The organism is Pseudomonas sp. FP818 (assembly GCF_030687335.1).
In the GTDB taxonomy this organism is placed as follows: domain Bacteria; phylum Pseudomonadota; class Gammaproteobacteria; order Pseudomonadales; family Pseudomonadaceae; genus Aquipseudomonas; species Aquipseudomonas shahriarae.
On record NZ_CP117427.1, the window covers coordinates 2,582,454 to 2,606,296 of the forward strand.

General features: G+C 63.0%; 18 protein-coding genes and 2 pseudogenes. 12 read left to right on the forward strand and 8 right to left on the reverse strand.

Going from position 1 to position 23,843, the window contains the following annotated elements; translation table 11 throughout:
* Nucleotides 1–37 precede the first annotated feature (37 nt).
* Nucleotides 38–1,879, forward strand: a complete 1,842-nt coding sequence (locus PSH80_RS11555; RefSeq protein ID WP_200657143.1) for a nitric oxide reductase activation protein NorD — start codon at nt 38–40, stop codon at nt 1,877–1,879.
* Here the strand turns inward: PSH80_RS11555 and PSH80_RS11560 are convergent.
* Both PSH80_RS11560 and PSH80_RS11565 read right to left on the reverse strand, forming a co-directional pair.
* Nucleotides 1,873–2,073: a protein DnrP gene (locus tag PSH80_RS11560; RefSeq protein ID WP_198849369.1), complete on the reverse strand. Its 201-nt coding sequence runs from the start codon at nt 2,071–2,073 to the stop codon at nt 1,873–1,875. The genes PSH80_RS11555 and PSH80_RS11560 overlap by 7 nt on opposite strands.
* Entirely contained in the window at nt 2,070–2,789 is a 720-nt protein-coding gene (locus tag PSH80_RS11565; protein WP_120732832.1) for a Crp/Fnr family transcriptional regulator, read from the reverse strand. The genes PSH80_RS11560 and PSH80_RS11565 overlap by 4 nt, the downstream gene beginning before the upstream one ends.
* Before the next feature lie 513 nt (nt 2,790–3,302).
* Between PSH80_RS11565 and PSH80_RS11570 the strand changes: the two genes are divergently transcribed.
* Both PSH80_RS11570 and PSH80_RS11575 read left to right on the forward strand, forming a co-directional pair.
* A complete protein-coding gene (locus tag PSH80_RS11570) occupies nt 3,303–4,490 on the forward strand; it encodes an NnrS family protein (RefSeq protein ID WP_057959565.1) in 1,188 nt (395 codons plus the stop codon).
* A gap of 10 nt (nt 4,491–4,500) precedes the next feature.
* Nucleotides 4,501–4,932 carry a hypothetical protein gene (locus tag PSH80_RS11575; RefSeq protein WP_057959566.1) on the forward strand — a complete coding sequence of 144 codons (432 nt, stop codon included), beginning with the start codon at nt 4,501–4,503 and terminating at the stop codon, nt 4,930–4,932.
* A gap of 40 nt (nt 4,933–4,972) precedes the next feature.
* On the opposite strand, the pseudogene PSH80_RS11580 reads toward PSH80_RS11575, so the two are convergent.
* Nucleotides 4,973–5,422 (reverse strand): annotated as a pseudogene (locus PSH80_RS11580) (hemerythrin domain-containing protein); the annotation flags it as partial.
* A 178-nt stretch (nt 5,423–5,600) separates the two neighbouring features.
* On the opposite strand from PSH80_RS11580, the gene norR reads away from it, so the two are divergent.
* From norR to PSH80_RS11615, 7 genes and pseudogenes are all read left to right on the forward strand, one after another.
* The gene (gene norR, locus PSH80_RS11585) at nt 5,601–7,118 is read left to right on the forward strand and encodes a nitric oxide reductase transcriptional regulator NorR (RefSeq protein ID WP_186626247.1); all 1,518 of its coding nucleotides are present in this window, start codon (nt 5,601–5,603) and stop codon (nt 7,116–7,118) included.
* A 99-nt stretch (nt 7,119–7,217) separates the two neighbouring features.
* Complete coding sequence (gene pdxH / locus PSH80_RS11590) at nt 7,218–7,865, forward strand: pyridoxamine 5'-phosphate oxidase (RefSeq protein ID WP_057439727.1); 648 nt, start codon at nt 7,218–7,220, stop codon at nt 7,863–7,865.
* Nucleotides 7,866–7,957: 92 nt separating this feature from the next.
* A complete protein-coding gene (gene moaB, locus PSH80_RS11595; protein ID WP_057444821.1) occupies nt 7,958–8,512 on the forward strand; it encodes a molybdenum cofactor biosynthesis protein B in 555 nt (184 codons plus the stop codon).
* Nucleotides 8,509–9,745 (forward strand): annotated as a pseudogene (glp, locus tag PSH80_RS11600) (gephyrin-like molybdotransferase Glp). Before moaB ends, glp begins: the two are co-directional and overlap by 4 nt.
* Before the next feature lie 64 nt (nt 9,746–9,809).
* Nucleotides 9,810–10,805 (forward strand): peptidase U32 family protein, encoded by a 996-nt coding sequence (locus tag PSH80_RS11605; protein WP_057959567.1) that lies wholly within the window; start codon nt 9,810–9,812, stop codon nt 10,803–10,805.
* A 10-nt stretch (nt 10,806–10,815) separates the two neighbouring features.
* Nucleotides 10,816–11,706: a U32 family peptidase gene (locus PSH80_RS11610; protein WP_120732840.1), complete on the forward strand. Its 891-nt coding sequence runs from the start codon at nt 10,816–10,818 to the stop codon at nt 11,704–11,706.
* Nucleotides 11,700–12,167 (forward strand): SCP2 domain-containing protein, encoded by a 468-nt coding sequence (locus tag PSH80_RS11615; RefSeq protein WP_057439724.1) that lies wholly within the window; start codon nt 11,700–11,702, stop codon nt 12,165–12,167. Before PSH80_RS11610 ends, PSH80_RS11615 begins: the two co-directional genes overlap by 7 nt.
* A gap of 227 nt (nt 12,168–12,394) precedes the next feature.
* Here PSH80_RS11615 and ampC read toward each other — a convergent pair whose 3' ends face one another.
* Nucleotides 12,395–13,537: a class C beta-lactamase gene (ampC, locus tag PSH80_RS11620; RefSeq protein WP_169990238.1), complete on the reverse strand. Its 1,143-nt coding sequence runs from the start codon at nt 13,535–13,537 to the stop codon at nt 12,395–12,397.
* A 132-nt stretch (nt 13,538–13,669) separates the two neighbouring features.
* On the opposite strand from ampC, the gene PSH80_RS11625 reads away from it, so the two are divergent.
* Nucleotides 13,670–14,548 carry a LysR family transcriptional regulator gene (locus PSH80_RS11625; RefSeq protein WP_057439722.1) on the forward strand — a complete coding sequence of 293 codons (879 nt, stop codon included), beginning with the start codon at nt 13,670–13,672 and terminating at the stop codon, nt 14,546–14,548.
* Nucleotides 14,549–14,839: 291 nt separating this feature from the next.
* Here PSH80_RS11625 and yghX read toward each other — a convergent pair whose 3' ends face one another.
* From yghX to PSH80_RS11640, 3 genes are read right to left on the reverse strand one after another with little or no spacing between them, the layout of a single operon-like run.
* On the reverse strand, nt 14,840–15,727 hold the full coding sequence (gene yghX, locus PSH80_RS11630) for a YghX family hydrolase (RefSeq protein ID WP_057959570.1): 888 nt from the start codon (nt 15,725–15,727) through the stop codon (nt 14,840–14,842).
* Nucleotides 15,728–15,773: 46 nt separating this feature from the next.
* Nucleotides 15,774–16,268, reverse strand: a complete 495-nt coding sequence (locus PSH80_RS11635; protein ID WP_057959571.1) for a PaaI family thioesterase — start codon at nt 16,266–16,268, stop codon at nt 15,774–15,776.
* 51 nt (nt 16,269–16,319) lie between these two features.
* The gene (locus tag PSH80_RS11640) at nt 16,320–17,210 is read right to left on the reverse strand and encodes a DMT family transporter (protein ID WP_198792554.1); all 891 of its coding nucleotides are present in this window, start codon (nt 17,208–17,210) and stop codon (nt 16,320–16,322) included.
* Nucleotides 17,211–17,302: 92 nt separating this feature from the next.
* On the opposite strand from PSH80_RS11640, the gene PSH80_RS11645 reads away from it, so the two are divergent.
* Nucleotides 17,303–18,625 (forward strand): PLP-dependent aminotransferase family protein, encoded by a 1,323-nt coding sequence (locus PSH80_RS11645; RefSeq protein WP_169960866.1) that lies wholly within the window; start codon nt 17,303–17,305, stop codon nt 18,623–18,625.
* 19 nt (nt 18,626–18,644) lie between these two features.
* On the opposite strand, the gene PSH80_RS11650 is transcribed toward PSH80_RS11645, so the two are convergent.
* Nucleotides 18,645–23,621 (reverse strand): glycosyltransferase family 32 protein, encoded by a 4,977-nt coding sequence (locus tag PSH80_RS11650; protein WP_305420283.1) that lies wholly within the window; start codon nt 23,619–23,621, stop codon nt 18,645–18,647.
* Nucleotides 23,622–23,843 lie beyond the last annotated feature (222 nt).

The window sequence follows — 23,843 nt, forward strand, 5'->3', positions numbered from 1 at the left end:
AGGTTCTGCGGGCCGTTTTACGTCTGGAGCACTTCACATGGCCTTTACCCTTGAGTTGGAAGAGTGGGTCGGCAGTGTCTGGCACCGCTTTATCACCCGCCGCGCCAGTGCCGACTTCCCCGAGGCGCGGGTCGATCTGGTCGACCGCCAGCGCAGCCTGGCCCTGTTGTTTCGCGCCCTGGGCGGCGCCCATGGGATAGCCGTGGAAGCCGCCAGCGAGCGCGATCTGCTGCTGCGGCGCAACCTGTTGATGCGCATCGCCGGCACCTGCCGGCAGGCTCCCCTGGCCTCGTGCGATGGTCATCGCTTGCGCCTGCCGGCAAGCCTGGCGGTGTTTCCCTCGGCCGCCCTGAACCTGGAACTGTACCGCTGGCTGGCGCTGCTGGCCGCGCACGCCGGGCCGATGACCCACTGGGCCCGGGACAACCAGCGCTGGACCTGGCTGCTGTTGCAGCGCTACCCGGCCATGCTCCCCAGTTATCAGCGCCTGGTGGACGCCCACCTGCAATTGCGCCCCGATCCCGCCACCCTCAACCCCGCCGAAGCTGCCGTAGAAAAAGCCTTGCGCAAGGCTCTGCGCGAACCCGGCAGCATCCGCCAGTTACCCCGCAGCGAGCGTGCCGCCTGGCCGTTGCCGCTGTGGCTGTATCCACCCTTGCACCTGCACAGCCCGCAGGCCGCAGATCAGGACGAAGAGGGCGACGACCTGGCAACCCGGCCCGGCGAACAGCAGGGCGCGCCTAAACAGGCCAACCGGGTCGACGACAACAGCCGCGACGGCGGCCTGTTGGTGGTGCGCCTGGAAAACCTGTTCAGTTGGACCGAGCATGTCGATCTGGACCGCTGGGCCGACGATTCCGAGGACGAAGATGCCGCGCGAGTCGCCGAAGACCTCGACCAGTTGAGCCTGTCGCGCCAGCGCGTGCGCAAGAGCGGCGGGCTCAAGCTGCACCTGGATCTGCCCCCGGCCGACGTCGACGATATCCCCCTGGGCGAAGGCATCAAACTGCCCGAGTGGGACTACCGCCAACAGTGCCTGCAAGCGAATTTCGTCAACCTGCAACTGATGCAACCCCGGGACAGTGCGCCCCAGCCGTTGCCGGCGCGCCTGTTGCCCCAGGCCGCGCGCTTGCGCCGCCAGTTCCAGCTACTGCGCACCGACCGCCAATGGCTGCGCCAACAGCCCCAGGGCGCAGAGCTGGACCTGCAGGCGTGGTTGGACTTCCATGTCGAACGCCAACACGGAGCGTGCGCCGAACGTGGCCTGTTCAAGGAGCAGCGCCGCACCCGGCGGGACCTGGCCTGTTTGCTGCTGGCCGATTTGTCGATGTCCACCGATGCCCATTTGAACGATACGCAAAAGGTCATCGACGTGATCCGCGACAGCCTGTTGCTGTTTGGCGAAAGCCTGGCGGGCCTGGGCGATGCGTTTGCCTTGTATGGCTTCTCGTCTTTGCGTCGCCAGCAGGTGCGCCTGCAACAGCTCAAGTCATTCCAGCAACCCTACGACGACCATACCCGTGGCTGCATTCAGGGCCTGAAACCGGGTTACTACACGCGCATGGGCGCAGCCATCCGCCACGCCACCCAGACCCTGGGGGCCTGCAAGCAACGGCGCAAACTGCTGTTGATTGTGACCGATGGCAAGCCCAACGACCTGGACTTGTATGAGGGGCGCTATGGCGTGGAGGACACCCGCCAGGCCGTAATGGAAGCGCGGCGTCAGGGCCTGGTGCCGTTCTGCATCACCATCGACAAACAGGCCGGGGATTACCTGCCGTACATGTTCGGCGCCCACGGCTACACCCTGATCCGTCAGCCGGAGCAACTGCCGTTACGCTTGCCGCAGCTCTACCGGCAGTTGACCGAAGATCAGTAGAAGTCCCGGGGCAGCCAGAAAAACATCACGATGCAGAACACGGCCAGCCCCAGGCAGAACCATTGGAAGCGCTTGAGCCGCCGCGCCTCAAGGTATGCGGTGGAGGCGGGCAGGGGCATGGCGCAGCGTTCGCAGGCCGTCTGCGTCGGCGGGTTGGCATGTTGGCAATACAGGCAGGCCCGCACGGCGTTCATTCGAATTGCTCCAGGCGCAGGCGGTCAAGAATGGCGATCTGGCGCCCGTCCTGGGTGATGATTTTTTCGTCGATCAAGCGGCGAATGATCCGCGAAAACGTCTCCGGTTGGATCGACAGGTGCCCGGCGATCAACTGCTTGGCCATGGGCAGTTCGAATGAACTGTCGACGCTGTGCAGGCGCACCAGTTGCGTCATCAGGTAGCGCACCACCCGGTGGGTGGCGTTTTTCAGCGACAGGGTCTCGATCTCGTTGACCCGTTGGTGCAGGCGCACACACAACTTGCCCAGCAGGGCGAAAGTCAGGCGGCTGTTGCTGTGAAGTAGGCGCATATAGGTGGCGTTGGACAGGCGATACAACTGCGTGGGGCACACCGCTTCGGCGCAGGCCACGTAGTTGGGGGTGTCCATCAGCATCATCGCCTCGGCGAAGGTCTGTCGTTCGCCGATCACCTCAAAGACTTTTTCCTGGCCGTCCGGGGTCAGGCGGTAGATCTTCACCGCGCCGGCAATCACGAAGTAAAACGCATCGGCCGGTTCGCCCTGGCGGAACAACGGCTCGCCCTTGTCGACACTCAGCAGTTGACTGCTGGCCATCAACTCATCCATCTGCTCTTCGTTGAGCGGCTCGAACAGGTGATGGCTGCGCAGGATCTGATGATGCACGCGGTGCAAAACCCGGGGTGCATCCTTGGAACAGCTCAGGGACGGGATCATACAAGCCACAACGACAGGCCGCTGGCCGCCGCCATCATCGAACCGAGGATCACGAACCAGGCGAGGGGCTGGATGACTTTTTTCATGGTGACTCCGTGGGGGCGGTAATAAGGGATAACCGAGTAGAGCAAGAGCTGGGCCAAGGCACGGGCCTTGTAAAACCTGGGCTGTAGCGCCTTGAGGGTCAAAATGACCTGGCCTATAAGGGTTCTTTTAACCCTCTAATGGTTATTTAAACCCTCATATACAACACCGCCCCCCTGTGGGAGCTGGCTTGCCTGCGATGGCATCGCTGCGGTGTAACCGCCAGACCGAGGTGTTTGCATCCCAGGCAAGCCAGCTCCCACAGGGGTGGGGCGGCGCACCGGGGAATTCGGCCCGGCCCTTGCAACACTGATTGCGCGACGGCCCCAAGGATAGTGCGCCGCCTCTGGACCCCGCTTGATCTGCGACAAGGGCCAGGGGCGGGCAATCCCGGATGATCGGGCCGGCAATGACTTGAGGAGTGGTGGTATGCAAGTGCTGGATCGACGCAAGGCTATGTCGATTACCCCGTTGTTTCGCCTGGCTTTCCGGCCATTTTTCCTCGGTGGCTGCCTGTTGGCGCTGCTGGCGATCCCCCTGTGGCTGCTGGCCCTGGCCGGCGATGCGGGCTGGCAGCCGGCGGGCGGTTGGCTGGCGTGGCATCGCCATGAGCTGCTGTTCGGTTTTGCCCTGGCAATCATCGGCGGGTTCCTGCTGACGGCGGTGCAGACCTGGACCGGCCGCCCCGGCATCAGCGGCATGCCCCTGGCGGTGCTGGCCGGGGTATGGCTGGCCGCACGCCTGGCCTGGCTGTTCAACCTGCCGTGGCCGCTGCTGGCGGTGCTGGAGCTGAGCTTTCCCCTGGCGGTCGCCGGGCTGATGGGCTGGACCCTGTGGAAAGTGCGGCAACAACGCAACTACCCGATTGTGCTGGTCCTGCTGTTGTTGGCCCTGGCCGATGGCCTGTCCCTGTATGGCCTGCTGCGCGCTGACGAAGGCTGGCAGCGCCAGGCGGTGTTGACCGGGTTGTGGCTGGTGGCGGCGATGATGGGCTTGATCGGCGGGCGGGTGATTCCGTTCTTCACTCAGCGAGGCCTGGGGCGCACTGAAGCAGTGAAGCCCTGGCCGTGGCTGGATTACCTGCTGTTGGCAGGCTCGGCGCTGGTGGCGCTGCTGTATGCCAGCGGCGTGGCGCTGATGCCCAGCCTTTGGGTCGGCCTGTTGTTTGCCCTGCTGGGGCTCGGTCATCTGCTGCGCCTGGTGCGCTGGCACGACCCAGGCTTGTGGCGCGTGCCGCTGCTGTGGTCGCTGCACCTGGCCTATGCCTGGCTGGCTGTGGCCTGCCTGGGTATGGCGCTGTGGCACGTGGGCGTGCCACTGAGCCCGAGCCTGGCGGTGCATGCGCTGACGGTCGGGGCAATGGGCGGGTTGATCCTGGCGATGATCGCGCGGGTCAGCCTCGGTCATACCGGCCGGCCTCTGACGCCGCCCAAGGGCATGACCCTGGCTTTCGCGCTGTTGAACCTGGCCTGCCTGAGCCGGGTGCTGCTGGTGCTGATCTGGCCGTATGCCGCGCTGTGGCTGGCGGGCCTGTGCTGGACCCTGGGCCTGGGCCTGTATCTATGGCGCTATGCCCCAATGCTGTGGCGTGCGCGGGTTGACGGCCATCCGGGCTAGGAGAACGGCAATGCTCTATTCGTGGTTATTGATTGTGCATCTGCTGGCGGCCATCGCCTTTATCGGCACGCTGTTCTTCGAGGTTTTCATCTGGCACCGCGCCCGCGAAGAGTTGGCCTGGTCGGCGCAGTTCACCAGCGAGCAAGCCATTGCCCGGCGTTCGCGGCAGGTGCTGCATGGGGTGGTGGTGCTGTTGTATGGCGCGGGCGTCGGCCTGGCCTGGCATTACCGCGGCGTGCTGGGCGCGCCCTGGGCCAGTCATTTTTCGGCGATGTTGAGCCTGAAGATCGTATTGGCGCTGAGCATCATCGGGCATTACCTGTTGCTCGCGTACTGGCTGACGCAAAAGCGCCTGAGCCCGTTGCGAGCGGTATGGATTCGCCGCAGCATCCTTGGGCATATGGTGCTGATCGTGATCCTGGCCAAGCTGATGCTGCGCTGAGTCCTGTAGGCGCGAGCAAGCTCGCTCCTACGGAGAGGGGTCAGGCTGTTAGCGCACGAACAAACAACACGTCATTTTCCAGATGAATATGCTCCAGCAAGTCTGCATGAAACGCTTCCAGCCCTTGATACAGGGTGCGCCAGGTATTGCACGCGTCAGCCGGCGGCTGGATGCGATGGGTCAGCGCCAGCAACTGCTCCAGGGCCTGGCCGTGTTGTTCATGCTCATAGCGCATGACCTGGATCGGCGGCGCGGCCTGGGGGCCCATGCCCATTTGCAGCATCGGGAACAGCACCTGTTCCTCCTTGAGCATATGGCCCTCCAGTTCCTGCTCGATATCCCGCAACAAGTCGGCCAGGCCATTGGGGCAGGCCAGGTGATGGCCGTGGACCTGCTCGACGCGGCTGGCCAGGCGGATCAGTTCCGGCAGTTGTTCGCGGTGGCGGGCGTGGTAACGCTGCAGCAAATGCTCGATCAATTGCGCTTGGGGCAGGCTGTCCGGGGCGATGGCGTTCATCGGGTTTCCTCATCAAGTGAACAGATAAGCCGGTGATTGCATGCCTTGTGCCACCGGCAAGTCATTGAAAAAACGCGATTAATTTTTTGTAGTGGTCAGGAACACCCTGATGCTGCACGGTAGAACCGACCATACAAGGGTAGTAATGACCATGTTGCGTGAAAGTCTGTCGGCCGATCTGATTGTCGAACTGCCCAATGCTGTGCGCCTGCAACGCCTGGTGCAGACCCTGCGTGAATATTTCCATAGCGGCGCCGTGGGCCTGTTGCGCCTGGACGGCGACGACAGCCTGCGCCCGGTGGCCACGGTGGGGCTGGTGCATGAGGCCCTTGGCCGACGCTTTGTGATTGCCCAGCACCCGCGGCTGGCGGCGATCATGGCGTCCCGCGAGCCGACCTGGTTCGAACCCGACAGCCGCCTGCCGGACCCGTATGACGGGTTACTCGATACCCAGGTCGGCGAACCGCTGCCGGTGCATGACTGCATGGGCGTGAGCCTGTTCGTCGAAGGCCGGCCCTGGGGCGCGATCACCCTGGACGCGCTGCATGCCGGGACCTTCGACGCCAATGCCCGCGAGCAACTCAAGCGCTGCACCTTGCAGATCGAGGCCGCGGTGCGGGTCACACGCCTGGAGCAGGAAAACCGCAGCCTGCGCCTGTCGCGCAATGAACCACTGGCGGGTTTGCCCAGCGTCGAAGATGGCGAAATCCTCGGCCAGAGCCCGGTGCTGCATCAACTGCTCAACGAGCTGGATGTGCTCGCCGATTCGGACCTGCCGGTGCTGCTGCTCGGCGAAACCGGGGTGGGCAAGGAGTTGTTTGCGCGCCGTCTGCATCGCCTGTCGCGGCGCAGTAAAAAGCCGCTGATCCAGGTCAACTGCGCGGCGCTGCCGGAGTCGTTGGCCGAGAGCGAGTTGTTCGGGCATGTCAAAGGTGCGTTTTCCGGCGCCACCAGCGACCGTGCCGGGCGTTTTGATGCGGCCAACGGCGGCACGCTGTTCCTCGATGAAGTGGGCGAGTTGCCGTTGAGTGTGCAGGCCAAACTGCTGCGCACCTTGCAGAACGGCGAGATCCAGCGCCTGGGTGCCGACAAGCCGTTGCATGTGGATGTACGGATTATCGCCGCGACCAACCGCCACCTGCCCGAGAGCATTCGCCAAGGATTGTTTCGCGCCGATCTGTACCACCGACTGTCGGTGTACCCGGTACCGATCCCGGCGCTGCGCGAGCGTGGCCACGATGTGCTGCTGCTGGCCGGGCATTTCCTGGAGCTCAACCGGGCGCGCCTGGGCCTGCGCGGTTTGCGTCTGTCTCCGGCGGCCGAGCAGACCCTGCTCGGTTATGCCTGGCCGGGCAATGTCCGCGAGCTGGAACACGTGATCAGCCGCGCCGCTCTGAAGCAGTTGAGCCGGGGTGGCAATCGCAACCAGATCATGACCCTGGAAGCCGAGCTGCTGGATCTCGACAGCGCCACCTTGGCCCAGGCCCCTGTGCCTGAAGTGCCGGCGCCGGCGTTCCAGAGCTTGAGCGATGCGGTGGACGACTGCCAGCGCCAGAAGGTGCGCCAGGCGTTGAGCCTGTCCGGCGATAACTGGGCCAGCGCTGCGCGCATGCTTGGCCTGGACTCCAGCAACCTGCACAAACTGGCGCGGCGCCTGGGGCTCAAGTAACGGCCTGCGACGCCATGCCGCGGCGCGCAGTTGATCGCGATCAAGGTGCGCAGGGCGGCGGCTGATCAGACTGTGGCGAATTGACCGGAGGTTCGCCCCATGCCCCTTTCCCTGGCGCAGATGCGCCGCAACTACACCCTGTACGGTTTGCGGGATGACCTGGTACAGGACGATCCCCTCGTATTGTTCGGCCAGTGGCTGGAGCAGGCGCGCAAGACTGAAGTGGCGCCGGTGGAGGCCAACAGCATGGCCCTGGCCACCGTCGATGCCCAGGGCCGTGCCCATTGCCGGATCCTCTTGCTCAAGGGCTTCAGCGCTGAAGGCTTCACCTTTTTCGGCCACTACCAGAGCGCCAAGGGCCAGGAGCTGGCGAGCAATCCCAGCGCGGCCATGACCTTTTTCTGGCCGGGCCTGGAACGCCAGGTGCGCATCGAAGGCACGGTCGTGCGTTTGGCGCCGCAGCTGTCCGATGAGTACTTCAACTCACGGCCCCTGGCCAGCCAGGTCGGCGCCTGGGCGTCGCCGCAAAGCCAGCCCCTGGCCCATCGCGCCGAGCTGGAAGGCCGTCTGCGCGATGCCACCCAACGCTTTGCCGGGCAACCACCGCCGCGCCCGGCGGAGTGGGGCGGTTACTGCCTGCAACCCGAGCGTGTGGAGTTCTGGCAGGGCCGCGCCGATCGCCTGCACGACCGCCTCGATTACCGCCTGCACGACGGCACCTGGCAGCGCAGCCGCCTGGCCCCCTGAATTCACCTAGAGGTACCTCCTCGGAGGAATAGGCCCGCCGGCGTTTGCGGTGCAGGCTGGCGCCATTGCTCATTTATTCCGGGATTTTCACCATGGCACATCTGACTCAACGCAATTTCGTCTCACTGAATATCGCCGTACTGACCATCAGCGATACGCGCAATTTTGACAGCGACACCTCGGGGCAAACCCTGTGCGACCGCGTGCAAGCCGCTGGTCACGCGCTGATTGACCGGGCCTTGGTGGTGGACGATATCTACCAGATCCGCGCACAGATTTCGCAATGGATCGCCGACCCCCAGGTGCAAGTGATCCTCACCACCGGCGGCACCGGCTTTACCGCGCGGGACAACACCCCGCAAGCGGTATTGCCACTGCTGGACAAGCATGTCGAAGGCTTTGGCGAACTGTTCCGCCAGGTGTCCCTGCAAGAGATTGGCATGTCGACCCTGCAATCGCGCGCCCTGGCCGGCATGAGCAATGGCGTGCTGGTGTGCTGCATGCCCGGTTCGCCCGGCGCCTGCCGCACCGGTTGGGACAAGATCCTCCTGGGGCAACTGGACAGCCGCACCGGGCCCTGTAACTTCGCCCCGCACCTCAAGCCCCAGGCCGCGCAAGTGCTGGAACCTTGTGAGGCTCGGCCATGACTACATCGGTGTGTGAAAGCGGCGAACTGATCCCGGTGGATGAGGCCATCGAACGCCTGTTGGCCCAGGCACCGCCACCGCCGTCCACGCAGCAGGTGAAAACCGCCCAGGCCCTGGGCCGGGTGTTGGCCGGCGACATCTTTTCCCCGGTAAACCTGCCGGCCTGGGACAACAGCGCCATGGACGGCTACGCCTTGCGCGCTGCCGACCTGCCGGCCGAGGGCGGTTACCTGCGCCTGGCCGGGCGGATTGCCGCTGGCGAGGAGGCCGCGACGGCGTTGGGCAGCGGGCAGACCATGCGCATTTTTACCGGCGCACCCTTGCCGGCCGGGGCCGACACCGTGGTGCCCCAGGAGCGTTGCCGGGTCTATGGCCAACGCATCTGGTGCCCGCCGATGCGCACGGGTGAGCATGTGCGCAAGCAAGGCGAAGAAGTGACCCCAGGGCGCCTTGCTGCTGCCGGCCGGCAAGCGCCTGCGCGCCCAGGAACTGGGCCTGCTGGCGGCTGCCGGGCTGGCCCAGGTCAAAGTCTATCGACCGTTGCGGGTGTGCCTGTTGAGCAGTGGTGATGAACTGCGCGAGCCGGGCGATCACCTGGCTCCAGGGCAGATCTACAACAGCAATCGCCACTGCCTGGCGGCCTTGCTGCAAGGCTGGGGCGTGGAGGTGCATGACTATGGGGTGATGGCCGACGAATTGGCCGTCAGCCGCGATGCATTGAGCCTGGCGTCCTCGGAATGCGACCTGCTGCTGACCTCCGGCGGAGTGTCGGTGGGCGAGGAAGATCACCTCAAGCAAGCCATCAAGGAACTGGGCCACGTTGATTTCTGGCGCCTGGCGATTCAGCCGGGCAAGCCCCTGGCGTTTGGCGATGTAGCCGGCAAACCATGGATCGGTTTGCCCGGCAACCCTTCGGCCGCACTGATTACCGCGTTGGTGGTGGTGCGTCCGTTTCTGTTGCGCGCTCAGGGTGTGACCGAGGTCACGTCAGTGCCGCTGCTGGTGCCGGCCGATTTTATCTGGGCCCAGCGCAACCGCCGTCGCCAATACCTGCGCGCACGTCTGACCCCGGGTCTCGACGGCCAGGCGCGGGTCACGCTGCACCCCCGGCAAAGCTCGGCGATGCTCAGCGCCGCATGCTGGGCCGATGGCCTGGCGATTGTGGAGCGTGATCAGCTAGTGGAGAAGGGCGGGCTGGTGCGGTTCGTGTCTTTTGCCGAACTGATGCAGTAACCCCCTTTGATGGAAATCACTGTGGGGGCGGTGTTGGTGATGAATTTTCTGATGAGGATCAACCATGCAACTGGTCTGCCCGGCAGGCAATCTGCCTGCGCTTAAAGCCGCCGTGCGCCAAGGTGCCGATGCGGTGTACGTGGGGTTTCGCGATGACACCAATGCCCGGCATTTTGCCGGGCTGAATATGGACGACAAGCAGTTCGACGGTGCCGTCGCCCATATCCGCCAGCACCAGCGCAAGCTGTATGTGGCGGTCAATACCTACCCGCAGCCCAAGGGCTGGGAGCGCTGGCAACGGGCGGTGGACCGCGCTGCCGACCATGGCGTGGATGCCCTGATCGCAGGTGATCCGGGGGTGCTGCAGTACGCCAGCAGCCGCCATCCGCAAATGGCCTTGCACCTTTCCGTTCAGGGCTCGGCAACCCATGCGGCAGCGTTGCAGTTCTACGCCGAGCGCTACGGTATCCGTCGTGCGGTTTTGCCCCGGGTGTTGTCCCTGGCCCAGGTCAAGCATGTGGCCGCCAGCAGCTCGGTGCCGATTGAGGTGTTTGGCTTTGGCAGCCTGTGCATCATGGCCGAGGGCCGTTGCCACCTGTCTTCGTACATCACTGGCGAATCGCCGAACCTGTGTGGCGTGTGCTCACCGGCCAAGGCGGTGCGCTGGAGTGAAGACGCCGACGGCCTGAGTGCGCGCCTGAGCGAAGTGCTGATCGACCGCTACACCCCTGACGAACCGGCAGGCTACCCGACCCTGTGCAAGGGCCGCTTCATGGTCGATGGCAAGCGCTTCCATGCCCTCGAAGAACCCACCAGCCTCGACACCCTGGACCTGATCCCCGAGTTGATCGCCATGGGCGTCGCTGCGGTAAAAATCGAAGGCCGCCAGCGCAGCCCGGCGTATGTCGAGCAAGTCACCGGGGTCTGGCGCGCCGCGCTGGACGCCCACCGCAGCGCGCCGGAACGCTTTGTGGTCAAGGACCAGTGGCGCAGTGTGCTGGCCGGTCTATCCGAAGGCAGCCAGACCACCCTGGGCGCCTACCATCGTTCGTGGCAATGAGGAGCCGTACATGAAACTCAGCCTGGGACCGGTGCTGTTTTACTGGGATAAGCAACAACTGGGGCAGTTCTACTCCGAGATGGCCAGCCGGGCGCTGGATGTGATCTACCTGGGGGAAACCGTGTGCTCCAAACGCCGCGCGTTCAACCTCGATCAATGGTTGGGCCTGGGTCGCGAATTGCGCTCGGCGGGTAACGCGCAAATCGTGCTGTCGAGCCTGACCCTGATCGAGGCCGCGTCGGAGCTGTCGAGCCTGCGTCGCCTGTGTGACAACGGCGAGGTGTTGGTGGAAGCCAATGACATGGGCGCCGTGCAACTGCTCGCCGAACGCAAGCTGCCCTTTGTCGGCGGCCCGGCGCTGAATCTGTATAACGGCCACGCTCTCGTGCAATTGCTGGATGCGGGGATGATGCGCTGGGTGCCGCCGGTGGAATGTTCGGCCGCACTGATTGGCGATGTGCTGGAGCAGGTGCGTGAACTGGGCCGGCCGTTGCCTGAAGTCGAAGTGTTCGCCTATGGGCATCTGCCCCTGGCCTATTCGGCGCGCTGCTTTACGGCACGGGCGGAAAACCGGCCCAAGGATGACTGCCAGTTCTGCTGCCTCAACTACCCGGATGGCATGGCCTTGACCAGCCAGGAAGGGCAGGCGCTGTTTACGTTAAATGGCATCCAGACCATGTCGGCGGATGTCACCAACCTGTTGGCCGACTATCCGGGGCTGGTCAGTTGCGGCGCCGACCTGCTGCGCCTGAGCCCACGGGCCCAGGGCATGGTGGGCATCGTCGAAGCCTTTGACCGGGTCCGCCAGGGGGCCACGCCGCCGTTGTTTGTCGAAGGTTGCAATGGCTACTGGCACGGCCAGGCCGGGATGTTGCGGGTCGAGGAGGTGGGGCTGTGCTGAATCGCAAACAATGGCTGCTCAAGGGCGCCGACCGCTTACTGCCGCTGATGCGCAAGGTGCCCTTTGTGGTGCAGCGCCTGGCGTTGCAACAGGCGCTGAATCGCTGCCTGGCCGAACCTTTGCGCGATGGCGGTTTTGAACTGCTGCGTGGGCGCTGGATGTGCCTGCGCATTCCCGACCTGGGCTTGCGCTGGTACCTGACCCTGGGCCGGGACGGACTGCGCATTGCCGAAAAGGCCGAGGCGCAGGTGACCATCAGCGGCAACTGGCGCGAGTTCCTGTTATTGGCCAGCCGTCAGGAAGATCCGGACACCTTGTTCTTTCGTCGGCGGTTGGTGATCGAAGGGGATACGGAGTTGGGGCTGGGCCTGAAGAACCTGATCGACAGCCTCGACCCGGATGTGCTGCCGCCCTGGTTGTGGCGCAATCTGGAGCGGGCCGGTAAAGGCTTGGCGGCGTGAGATAGCGCTGGCGCAGATCCCCTGTGGGAGCGGGCTTGCTCGCGAAAGCGGTGGGTCAGTCAACATCAATGTTGGCTGGGCCGACGTCTTCGCGGCGATGCGGCGATCCGACAAGCCCGCTCCCACATTTGATCTTCACTGCTTTGAGCATTGCGTTCGCTTAACTGACCGGCTTTAGGGCAAGCCCACTCCCACATTGGGAACATGCCGGGTTCAAAAAAGCTGGGCTATTGCTCCATGGCCTGCAGGATCGCATGGGCCGCTTTCACCCGCTCGGCATTGGGGTAGTTCTTGTTCGCCAGGATCACTACGCCGATGCCTCTGCTCGGCACATAAGCGATATAGGCGCCAAAGCCACCGGTCGAGCCGGTTTTGTTTACCAGGGTGTTGGCGCGCAGCGGCTGGGCGGGTTTCAGCCAGGTGACCGGGTGCGGCTCCGTGGCCATGAGCGTCGAATTACCGGCGAGCAGTTCGTCAACACTCAGCGGGTAAGGGTACATCTCCCATCCCAGGCCCTGGGTGGTGTTGCCCACGGTGTAATAGCCGGTATGGGTGGCGGCGATGGCCTGTTGCAGCGGTTGTTCCAACGGCGTCGGGTCCATGTTCAGCGCCATGTAGCGGGCCAGGTCCGCCGGGCTGGTCTTCACCCCGTAGGCTTCGCTGTCCAGCGCCCCCGGGCTGACACGCAACGGCTTGCCGGCCTTGTCGTAGCCCTGGGCATACAGACCCATTTGCGCCTTGGGCACTGTGAGATAGGTGTGCTGGAGGCCGAGCTTGGGCAACAGGGTCTTTTCCATGGCCACATCGAACGGTTGCTGAAGGCTCTGCGCCGCCAGGTAGCCGAACAGGCCCAGGCTGGGGTTGGAGTACTGGCGGTGGGTGCCAGGGGGAAAAGTGGCTTTCCAGTGCTGGAAGTAGCCGATCATTTGCTGTGCATTGTCCGCCTTGCTGGGGAACTGCAACGGCAGCCCGCCAGCGGTGTAGGTGCCCAGGTTGAGCACGCTGATGTGATCGAACAGGCTGCCGCGCAAGGCTGGCAGGTAGTGGCTGGCCGGCTCCGCGAGCTGCAGCTTGCCAGTGGCCTGGGCATAGCCGGCCAGGGTAGCGGTGAAGGTCTTGCTCACCGAGCCGATCTCGAACAGGGTGTTCTCGCTGACGGGTTGCTGGTTGTCTTTGGCGGCAATACCGTAGTTAAAGTATCGGGCCTTGCCATCTTGCACGATGGCGACCGCCAGGCCGGGAATTGCCTGCTGCTGCATCAGCGGCTTGACGGTGGCGTCTACCACCTGACGCAGGTCGGCAGCGGCCATGCAGTTGCCGGCACCGAGCAATAGGCTGAGAATCGTGACGTTGCGCACATGTTGGTACATGATGTGGTCGCTTCCTTGAGGAGGGTCGGGTTAATCACTGCCTGCGCAGGCGCCGCCAAGATAGGCAGTTTGCCGGCCCCGGACAACCGATGATATCTCGCCCCAGTCATTAGAAAAATTTGGCCTTAGACCATGCTGCGTTCCCATTTACCCCTTAATGCATTGCGTGCTTTCGAAGCCTCCGCCCGGCATTTGAGCTTTACCCGGGCGGCCATCGAGCTGTGCGTGACCCAGGCGGCGGTCAGCCATCAGGTCAAGAGCCTGGAGGTACAACTCAACGTCATCCTGTTCAAGCGCCTGCCCCGTGGCCTGATGCTCACCCGCGAGGGCGAGACGCTGCTGCCGGTGCTGCGCGAGTCCTTTGACCGTATCGCCCAGACCCTCGGCCAGTTCCAGGCCGGGCATTACCGTGAGGTGCTCACGGTGGGGGCGGTGGGCACGTTTGCGGTGGGCTGGCTGCTACCGCGCCTGGCGGATTTCCAGGCGCGCTGCCCGTTTATCGATCTGCGGTTGTCGACCCATAACAACCGCGTGGACGTGGCGGCCGAGGGCCTGGATTACGCGATCCGCTTCGGCGCTGGCGCCTGGCATGGCACCCATGCCTGTGAGTTGCTGGAGGCGCCGCTGACGGTGTTGTGCGTGCCGGCGATTGCCCGCCAGTTGCAAGGCCCGGACGATGTGTTGAAGCACACATTGCTGCGCTCTTACCGGGCGGATGAATGGAACCTCTGGTTCCAGGCCGCAGGCTTGCCCGCCGACACCCTGGTGCCGCGCAGTATCGTGTTCGATTCGTCCCTGGCGATGATGGAAGCGGCGTTGCAGGGCAGTGGCGTGGCGCTGGCGCCGGCGATGATGTTCTCGCGGCAATTGGCCCAGGACGTGATCCGCCAGCCCTTCGATGTAGGCATCAGCACCGGCAGCTACTGGCTGACGCGCCTGCAGTCACGCGCCGAAACCCCGGCGATGCTGGCATTCAAGCAATGGCTGTTGGAGCAGGTGAAGGGCCTGTAGGCGCCTGGCTTGCTGGTGTCGGTGGCTTCTCGGACGCCATCGCAGGCAAGCCAGCTCCCACATTTGAATTGCGATGCGACGCAAATGTGTGTCCGGCAAAAGTCCCCTGTGGGAGCGGGCTTGCCCGCGATGGCGATGGTTCAGGCGCTATTTTTGGTGGCTGGTATACCGCCATCGCAGGCAAGCCAGCTCCCACATTTGAATTGTGATGCGGCGCAAATGTGTGCCCGGCAAAGATCCCTTGTGGGAGCGGGCTTGCCCGCGATGGCGTCCGAGAAACCACCGCCGCAATTACACGAGGTATTTACGGAACCAGCCCAAGGTACGCTCCCAGGCCAGGTTCGCCGCAGCATCGTCGTAGCGCGGGGTCGAGTCGTTGTGGAAACCGTGGTTGGCACCTTTGTAGATATACGCTTCATAGGTCGTGCCAGCGGCCTTCAACGCCGCCTCATAGGCCGGCCAGCCTTCGTTGATCCGCGTGTCCAACTCGCCGAAATGCAACATGATCGGTGCCTTGATCTTCGGTACATCCTTGGCCTCGGGTTGGCGTCCATAGAACGACACCGCCGCGCCCAGTTCCGGGTAGGCCACGGCCGCCGCATTGGTCACGCCTCCGCCATAGCAGAAGCCGGTGATGCCCACCTTGCCGGTGCTGGCGTCATGGTTCATCAGCCACTCAATGGCGGCAAAGAAGTCATTCATCAGCTTGGTCGGATCGACGGTCTGTTGCAGTGCCACGCCTTTTTCATCATTGCCGGGATAGCCGCCCACCGAGGTCAGGCCATCGGGTGCCAGGGCGATAAACCCGGCCTTGCCCAGGCGCCGTGCGACATCTTCGATATAGGGGTTGAGCCCACGGTTTTCGTGGACCACCACCACCGCCGGGAGCTTGCCGCTGGCCTTTGCCGGACGCACCAGGTAACCACGCACCTGGCCGTTGCCCTTGGGCGAAGGGTAGGTGACGTAGTCGGCAACGATGTCCGGGTCGGTGAACTTCACCTGTTCGGCCAGGGCGTAGTTGGGGCTCAGGGAGGCCAGCAGCGCCGAGGCGGTCAGGCCGCCAAAGGTGAACAGGGCCGCGCGGTCGAGAAACTCGCGACGGTTGATCTTGCCGTGGGCATAGCCGTCGTAGAGTTCCAGCAGTTCGGGGGCAAAGTCTTTGGCGGTCAGGCGCGTCATCGTCAGGTTCCTTTTTTCGGCACGTGGCGTTGAATGTAGACCATTCTCAGGCGGGCCGGCCATGGGCCGACGCCGCCAACTGCCCGGTATCGACGCGCACGAAGATCGAGTCGCCAATCGCCGTCAGCACATCGCCTGCGTACACCTCACAGACCACGCGGCTTTTGCGCCCGACCTCGCCCTCGACCCTGGCGCGCAGGGTCAGTGGCACGCCCATGGGGGTGGGCTTGATAAATTTGATGCCCAGGTTGCCGGTCACGCAGTCGATACGCGGCGCCTCCCCAGGTTCGCGCTGCTCGGCACGGTAGTGATAGGCCATGGCGGTCCAGTTGGAGTGGCAATCCACCAGCATCGCGATCAGGCCACCGTAGACCAGGTCGGGCCAGCCGCAATACTGGGCGTCGGGCAGGTGCTCGGCGACGATATGCACGCCGTCTTCATCCCAGCGGCTTTTGATCTGCAGCCCGTGGGCATTGCGTGGGCCGCAGCCGTAACAGACGCCGTCTGGCGCCGTGGTGTCTTGCAGGGAAGGGCTGTGCATCGTGGATCCTTATTGTTTTTGGCCAATCCATGAGCCTAATGGCGCAGCCCCCTACCGCGCAAACTTCTTCGCCCCGGCCACACAGGCAATCACCGCGCCAGTCACCGCCAGCATGCCCAGGCTCACCTGTTCATGCAGCAGGCTGGCCGCCAGCGCCAAGCCGAAAAAAGGTTGCAGCAACTGCAACTGACCGACCGCCGCGATACCGCCCTGGGCCAAGCCGCGATACCAGAACACAAAGCCGATCAACATGCTGAACAGCGCCACATAACCCAGGCTCAGCCACGCCGGCAGGCTGATCCCGCTGAAGGAGGCGGGGGCCAGGAGCAAGGTCAGGGGCGCCACCACCGGCAGCGACACCACCAGCGCCCAGCAGATCACCTGCCAGCCGCCGAGGGTGCGTGACAGCGTGGCTCCTTCGGCATAACCGAGCCCGCACACCAGCACCGCCAACAGCATCAGCAGGTCGCCGGCGGGGGCGGCGCTCAGGCCCTGGGTCAGGGCATAGCCCATCACCAGCAGGCTGCCGAGGATCGAAAACAGCCAGAACACCGGGCGCGGTCGCTCGCCGCCGCGCAGTACGCCAAACACTGCGGTGGCCAGGGGCAGCAGGCCGATGAATACGATGGAATGGGCCGACGTCACGTACTGCAAGGCCAGTGCGGTCAGCAGCGGAAAACCGATCACCACACCGAGGGCAACAATCAGCAACGGCCGCCACTGGTGGCGCGCGGGGCGTTGTTCCCGGAACAGCCACAACAGGCACAGGCCCAGCACGGCGGCGATACTCGCCCTGGCCACGGTGAGAAATACCGGCTCGAACTCCAGCACCGCCACGCGGGTGGCGGGCAGCGAGCCGCTGAAAATCAGCACGCCAATCAAGCCATTGATCCAACCGCTGCGACTGTGCGCAGGGGTGATAATCCGAGAGGTCTGTTCCATGCAGGGTGTGCTCGTAGGGGGCGGGGTTGCGTTTGGCGCATCCTAGGGCTGAAGATTGTGACAATCAAAAAATTGTCATGGATACATCACCTATGCCCCGTGCCCGTTACAAGTCGTTGGTGGATGCCTTTGCCCGGGATATTCGCGCTGGAACCCTGGTGCCCGGCACCCGCCTGCCCACCCACCGCCAACTGGCGGCCAGCCATGGCCTGGCCCTGGTCACGGCCAGCCGGGTGTATAGCGAGCTGGAGGCCATGGGCCTGGTCAGCGGCGAGACCGGGCGCGGCACCTTTGTGCGGGAAATTGCCCTGGCGCCCGGGCAGGGCATTGGTCAGATGGCGGTGGCGGCGGGCATGCTCGATCTGAACTTCAACTACCCGTCCTTGCCGGGCCAGGCCGACCTGCTGCGCACCGCCTTGCGCCAGTTGGCGTTGTCCGGCGACCTGGAAGCGCTGCTGCGTTACCAGCCCCATGCCGGGCGCCCCCATGAGCGGGCGGCCATGGCGCGGCATCTGCTGCACCGTGGTCTGAGCGTGGCGGCCGAGCAGGTGCTGGTGGTCGGCGGGGCCCAGCATGGCTTGGCGGTGAGCATGATGGCATTGCTCAAGCCGGGCGATGTGGTGGCGGTGGATGCATTGACCTATTCCGGTTTCAAGGTGCTGGCCGAGGCCCTGCACCTGGAGATCGTCGCCATCGCGGTTACGCCGCACGGGCCGGATCTGGCCGCGCTGCGCCAGGTCTGTCGCCGGCGCCCGGTGCGCGCTGTGTACTGCATGCCGACCCTGCACAACCCCCTGGGCTGGGTACTGGGGCTCGAGCAGCGTGAGGAACTGGTACGCATCGCCCGCGAACATGGGCTGATCCTCATCGAAGACGCCGCCTATGCCTTCCTCGCCGAACACGCGCCGCCCCCGCTGGCGCAGCTGGCGCCGGAACGCACCGTGTATGTGGGCGGGCTGTCGAAGAGCGTCGCCACCGGCCTGCGTGTGGGCTTCGTCGCAGCGCCCCTGGAATGGGTGCCGGCGCTGGAGCGCACGCTCATGGCCACGGTGTGGAATGCCCCCGGGGTGATGACGGCCATCGCGGTAGGCTGGATCGAGGACGGCACGGTCGTACAGCTGGAGGCGCAAAAACGCCAGGACGCCCGGGCCCGCCAGGCGCTGGCGACCGAGGTGCTGGCCGGGCTGGCGTACATCAGCCATCCCGCCTCGTACTTTCTCTGGTTGCCTCTGGGGGAGGAGGTGCGCGCGGACCAGGTCACCATGGCCCTGGCGCGGGAGGGGATTTCAGTGTCCACTGCCGAGCCGTTTTCGGTGTCGGGGCAGGTGCCCCATGCGATCCGGCTGGCGCTGGGCTCGGTGGATAAGGGGGCGTTGCGCGCGGCATTGCTCAAGGTGCGGCGGGTGGTCGAATGACCATCCGCCGAGTGAGGGCTCAGCCGTCGATCCAGGAATGCTCAGCACCCACCTTGATGTTGAATTTGTGAAACAGCGGGAGGTAGTGTTCCTTCATTTCCTTGATCCTCACACCCAGCAGGTTGGATGGAACAATGCCCTTGCTCACGTAAAACTCGCGTAGACCGTCTTCGATATTGACGCTCGGTCCGGATGAAACAACTTTGTTGCCGACGACTTTTGATTCTTTGGCAATGCCGTCAAACCCTAGGTCGTACATGTCGGGTCGTTTCGCTTTAAGTATGTCATTGAACAGGTTGGGCCCTACCGTCTCAAAGATCTTGCGCTCATAGGCATTGAATTCGGGGGTGAATTGGACCCGTCCATTGGGGCCCCTGGAAACCGTGGGCCGATTGGCGGCGAAATACGACTTGTTGGCGGAAAAACGTTGGTTCATTTCTGTGATCATGTCCGTCAGCACGGGATTGCCCGGCTGCGTTGCAAAGTTACTGGTGTTATAGAACGGGTTGTAGCCGGTCAGGCTATGGGCAACAGGCTTGTTAAGAAGAACGTCATTGGCGCCGGCTTTTAAAACTACATTGCCGATATCGGCTTGAATCACATCATCGGTATCAAGATAGATGCCGCCGTATTTATTCATGATCGGATAGCGTGCGACGTCCGATGCGGCGGCCAGGTTTTTCCCCTGGCCTTGGCGAAAGTAGTCGTACATTTCGCCATTTTTCAACTGTTTGAAAACCTCGTCCTCATTGAGATTCACCACCGTCAGGTCGGGAGCCTTGCTCTGCAGCTTGCTTTTTATCTGTTGGAAAATGGCTGGGTTGTCGGCATCTACGTGGAGAACAGATTGGTAGCCTGGGGCTTTCTTGGCATTGTTGGCCATGTTTTCCACCAGGTTGGTGGGGATGTCCTGGCCTGCCCAGAAATAATGCAGTTGTTTGGGTAATGGCCTCGCATCTCTCGGGACATGTATGGAGATCGGCGGGCTGACATCCACGAACTGGAATCTATGGGCGTCGATTTTCTTGGCTTTGCCGAGTTGTTGTAGGGTTCCCCGCTGCCACTTGCCTTTGCCGGTTCTCCAGAAATACTGGTCAGTAACCCCTTCAACACCGGTAGAGGTATTCGTTGCCTTCCAGGCACCGAGTGAACTATTGAACGTGACGCTATGCTCCACGCCCATGTAATTGAGCGTGTAGGGGGAGGGTGGGCGCCCGGTTGTTTTGACATCGTCTATCGGCACGACATAAGTATGTTCGTCGAGCCGCCACGGCGTGGGCGGGCTCCCGGCACCGCCCAGCAGACGGTTACCCCTGGACACGGGTTCCCAGCCAGCAACGCCCAGATCCTTGACGGGGATATCGGGGCTTGCGCCTCCCGCGCGCACGATCACGCGCTGGCCATCTTTCACGCGTGACTCATACAGCGCTCCGTCAACCTTTACATACTCTTTATTGCTGCCCCCGACATACACATTGCCCTGTCGGCCCTTGATCTTTAGTTCTGACAGGGCGATATGTTTGACTTCATACCCGGATAAATCGGCATTCAGGGATTTCACCTCTCCATTGGCCGCTACCCGGTGCGGCTTGAACTCCTTTATCGGGGGGCCAAAGGCTCGCTTCTTGAGTGGGTCGTATTGATGCCAATTGCCTTGAAACATGACGACGTTACCTTCGGTCGTCTCCTGGCCAACCTTGAACGTGCCGGTTGCTGCCAGGCCGTGCCGCTGGCTGGCGATCTGGGTTGTGTCGCCGCCGAGAGCAATCGGGTTGTCGGGGGTAACCACAAAGTTGTCCAGGGCTTTGCCGTACGCCCGCTGGGTGTGCGGGTCAAAGGCATACCATTTTTGGCTCGCCTCATCGAACTTGGCCAAGGCTTTGTTTTCAAGTGCGCTATTGGCTGCCTTGTAGGTGCCTTCGGCGATATCAGGTTTTTTCGCCAACTCCAGCAGGTTCACGCTGCGGTAGGAGCCACGCAAGGATTTGACCCCCTTGTAGGCGGTACGCCCCAGCTTCGCTACCGAGCGCGCCAGGTCATCAAGCCCCCCGACGGGATTCAGTGCGCCAACCGCCGCGCGCCCGATGATCTTGCCGGCACGCCCCAGTTTTGAAAGGGCCGATGCTCCGGCTGCGAGGGCTTTGGCACCTTTGGCTGCGGTGCCCAGGCCAATTGCAAAACCGAAGATATCAAACGCCAGGTCGGTAATGCCCTCGCCAACGTTGCCGTCTATAAAGTTCTTTATGGCTGAGCGAAATGGAATGAGGTTCAGGGCGATTTCTTCAAGCGCCTTATAGAACGGTAGTTCAGTGTCAAAGGTGGTGGCGCCCTTGGCGTAGCGTTCTACAGCAGGCAGGTCCATGGCCTCGATCACTGCGTCAGCAATGTAGCGGGTCCGGGCACTGTTGAAGCTGTTGGGCGCGCCTTGTGCCCCCTTGTTTTCATCGGTTATGCCAGGCGGGTGCGGGCCCGCCGGTTTTACTGCATCGAATCTCTTGCCGCCTGATGCGTGTAAAAAGCCGCTGGTGGGGGCGTACTCCTGGTAACTCTGGTTCGGTCGCCTGGTCACCGTGCCTTTCAATCGGTCAATGGCATAGGTCATGACCTTACCGTTGCGCTCGGTCTTGACCAGCAGCACACCCGGTTCAACGAGAATGGGGTGATCGGCCCGGGTGTAGCGAACCTCCTTGCTGATGGATATTTTGCCAAACTCGAGGTTCTCCCGGTCTTGCGGCGGCAGTTTTGAAATAAGCAGCTTGATCTGGGTGGCCGTGGCTTTCTTGACCGTATTGGCGTAGCCCGCAAATGTCTCGTTGAAGGCCTCCACCGGGCGCGCCAGGTTTTTAAGCTTTGGTATGACAGCACTGATGTTGATCGCCTCAGATGAGGAAACCCATGCCGCAGGTTTGCCATCAGGCTCGAGGGTGATCGCCCCAAACGTCAGGTCTTTTACAAAAGCACGGCCATGCTCCCCCCAATTGTCGGCCGAGTCGGGAGCCCCGCTGAGCGCGCGACCATCGATATACAGGTCGAGGATCGAGTAGGGGCCCGGGAAATAACGGCTGGAGGGTTGCGAGGTAATGCACTTCTTGTCGAACAGTGCCGGGTCCATGTCCGGCAGGGCTTTCTTCAGTTGCTCGAGGGCAATTGCCTTGGTGGTAGGCATTTGCGCAAGTTGGGTTTCGGAGGCCTCTTTCAGCTCGCGAATCTGCGCACTGAACTCCTCGCGCACGGTATTTATGGCCGTGGGTGTTGCCGGGTAACCCATGCCGTTGGCTGCTCCCCAGTCTTTGATCGCCTCGCTCTGCGCCGTGTACTCAATACGACGTTCTTCGTCAGTGATGGGGGCGGTTGCGGCGTCGAGCATGATTTGCGCGTAGCTCATCGTCGCCGTGCTGCCTGGCGCTTTTGCTTCGAGGCGCGCGGTTGCCGTGACCAGGCTGACCCAGCTATGGGTGCCCGGCGTCACCTGATTCGGAATGCCCTTGACCAGGAACTCCGGTGCCCGGCTGGCCAGCAAAAGATGGGCCTTGACTGCCGCGCTCTCAGGGGACGAAGCGCTGCCTTGGGCGAGCAAGTGCGCGGCGAGTTCCTTGATGATCGCCGAGGCGGGCTTGCCCGTATTGTTCTCCGAGACCAGCCGATAGCCCTCGATCTGTCCGGGTGACGGGTTATGCAGGTGCTTGCCGCTCTCGATGTTCAAGGCCGCCAACAGCCAGTCCGTGGCACTGCCTTTGACGCCGCGCGCCTCGAAAGTGGCCTGGATGGCGCTACCCAGTGCCTTGCCCCGGGGCGAATGGAGCAAGGTATCGATCAACTGCCGTGGGTGTTTTTGTTCCTCGGCCGAGATTTGCCTACCGTTCAGCAAATAATCCAGCACATGGTTAAACGGACTCAGCGTGGTATCGCCGAACTTGCCGGCGCGTAGGTCCGAGTGCAGTTGTTCCTGGCTGGCGCGGTCAAGGGGTTCGGGCCAGGCCAGCGCTCCACCCAGGTTGCCATTGGCCGGTGCCTTGGGGGCTGGCGTAGCGAGGGCGGTTGCAAGGTTTGCCAACTGCTCGTGAGTGGTGGGCACGTCCCAGCCATGGTCTTCGATGAATTGCAGGAGGCTGACCTTGTTCGATTGCTCGGTGTGGTTGGCCTGGTAGGTGCTGTTGGGGGACAGCTCGATCATGCTTTTGTGCAGTTGGTTCCTGATCTGCCCGGCATAGTCGATGTCGTGCTCGACCGACGTTGCCAGGTGACGAAGCTCGGCGATGGCCTGGTGCCGGTGGTCAATGTCGCCCAGATGCGCTTCCTGGTTTTGCAGTTCATCTTCGCTGCGCGACTTGATCAAGGGGGCCGAGGTGGCTGGATCGAGCGGTGTGAAGCCTTGGTTCTGGTCGATTTGCGCAGCACGCTGGCGCATTGAGGGGGCGGTGAGGTCCAGCCGCTCATTGTAAAAGCGCCCGACCAACCAGTAGGGAACGGGCTCGATAAGGTCGCTTGCCGGCGGCGAGAAGGCCGTATCGCTGTCGCCCGCAGCGATGACTTGGCCGGCCTTGAGCACGGGCCCGCTGATGGCGGCCCAGCGGGCGTCGTCTTGCCCGACGGTGTGTCGCTTCTGCTCGGGATCAAGGTGCTGCTGGAGCTTGAAGGAGATTTTGCCGGATTGCGGATGCAGTTCGATCGAGCGGGGATTGATGCCTTTGTCTTGCATCCATTGACGGATGTCGGGCGATTTGAAGGCATTTGACAGCTGCGCCCACCACTGGCCGAACGTGGACTCGGGAGCAAGGGTGTTGATCGTGACGTTTCTCTGGCCATTGGCGGCCAGCAACAGCGCCGAGTGGTACTCCATCGCCAGCTCGCGATCACCTGCGATACGCGGGTTTTCGTTGGGGCCTTCGGGGTCGGGGGCTTCACGTTTTTGCCGGGAGGGCGGCGGTACGGGGAGGATGTTGGAGGCAAGAATTGGCTGACGTTGCGGGTTCACGTGCTTGGGAATACTGAGCATAAGGGCGACTGCCTGAAGGTTTGGAAATGGGTCCGGGGTTAAACAGCGACCGTGGCATTAGCCTTGTGTAGCGGTTTAACGCCGGATGATTCCCTTGCGTCTGCAGTTGTTGATTTACCTCTTATTTCCATCAGCTACGGATCAGAAATCCCAGCGGGTAGTCAGCATCACGGTTCTTGCCTTCGGAGGGCTCCAGCAGTTGGTTGTTGCGGTCGCCTTCGG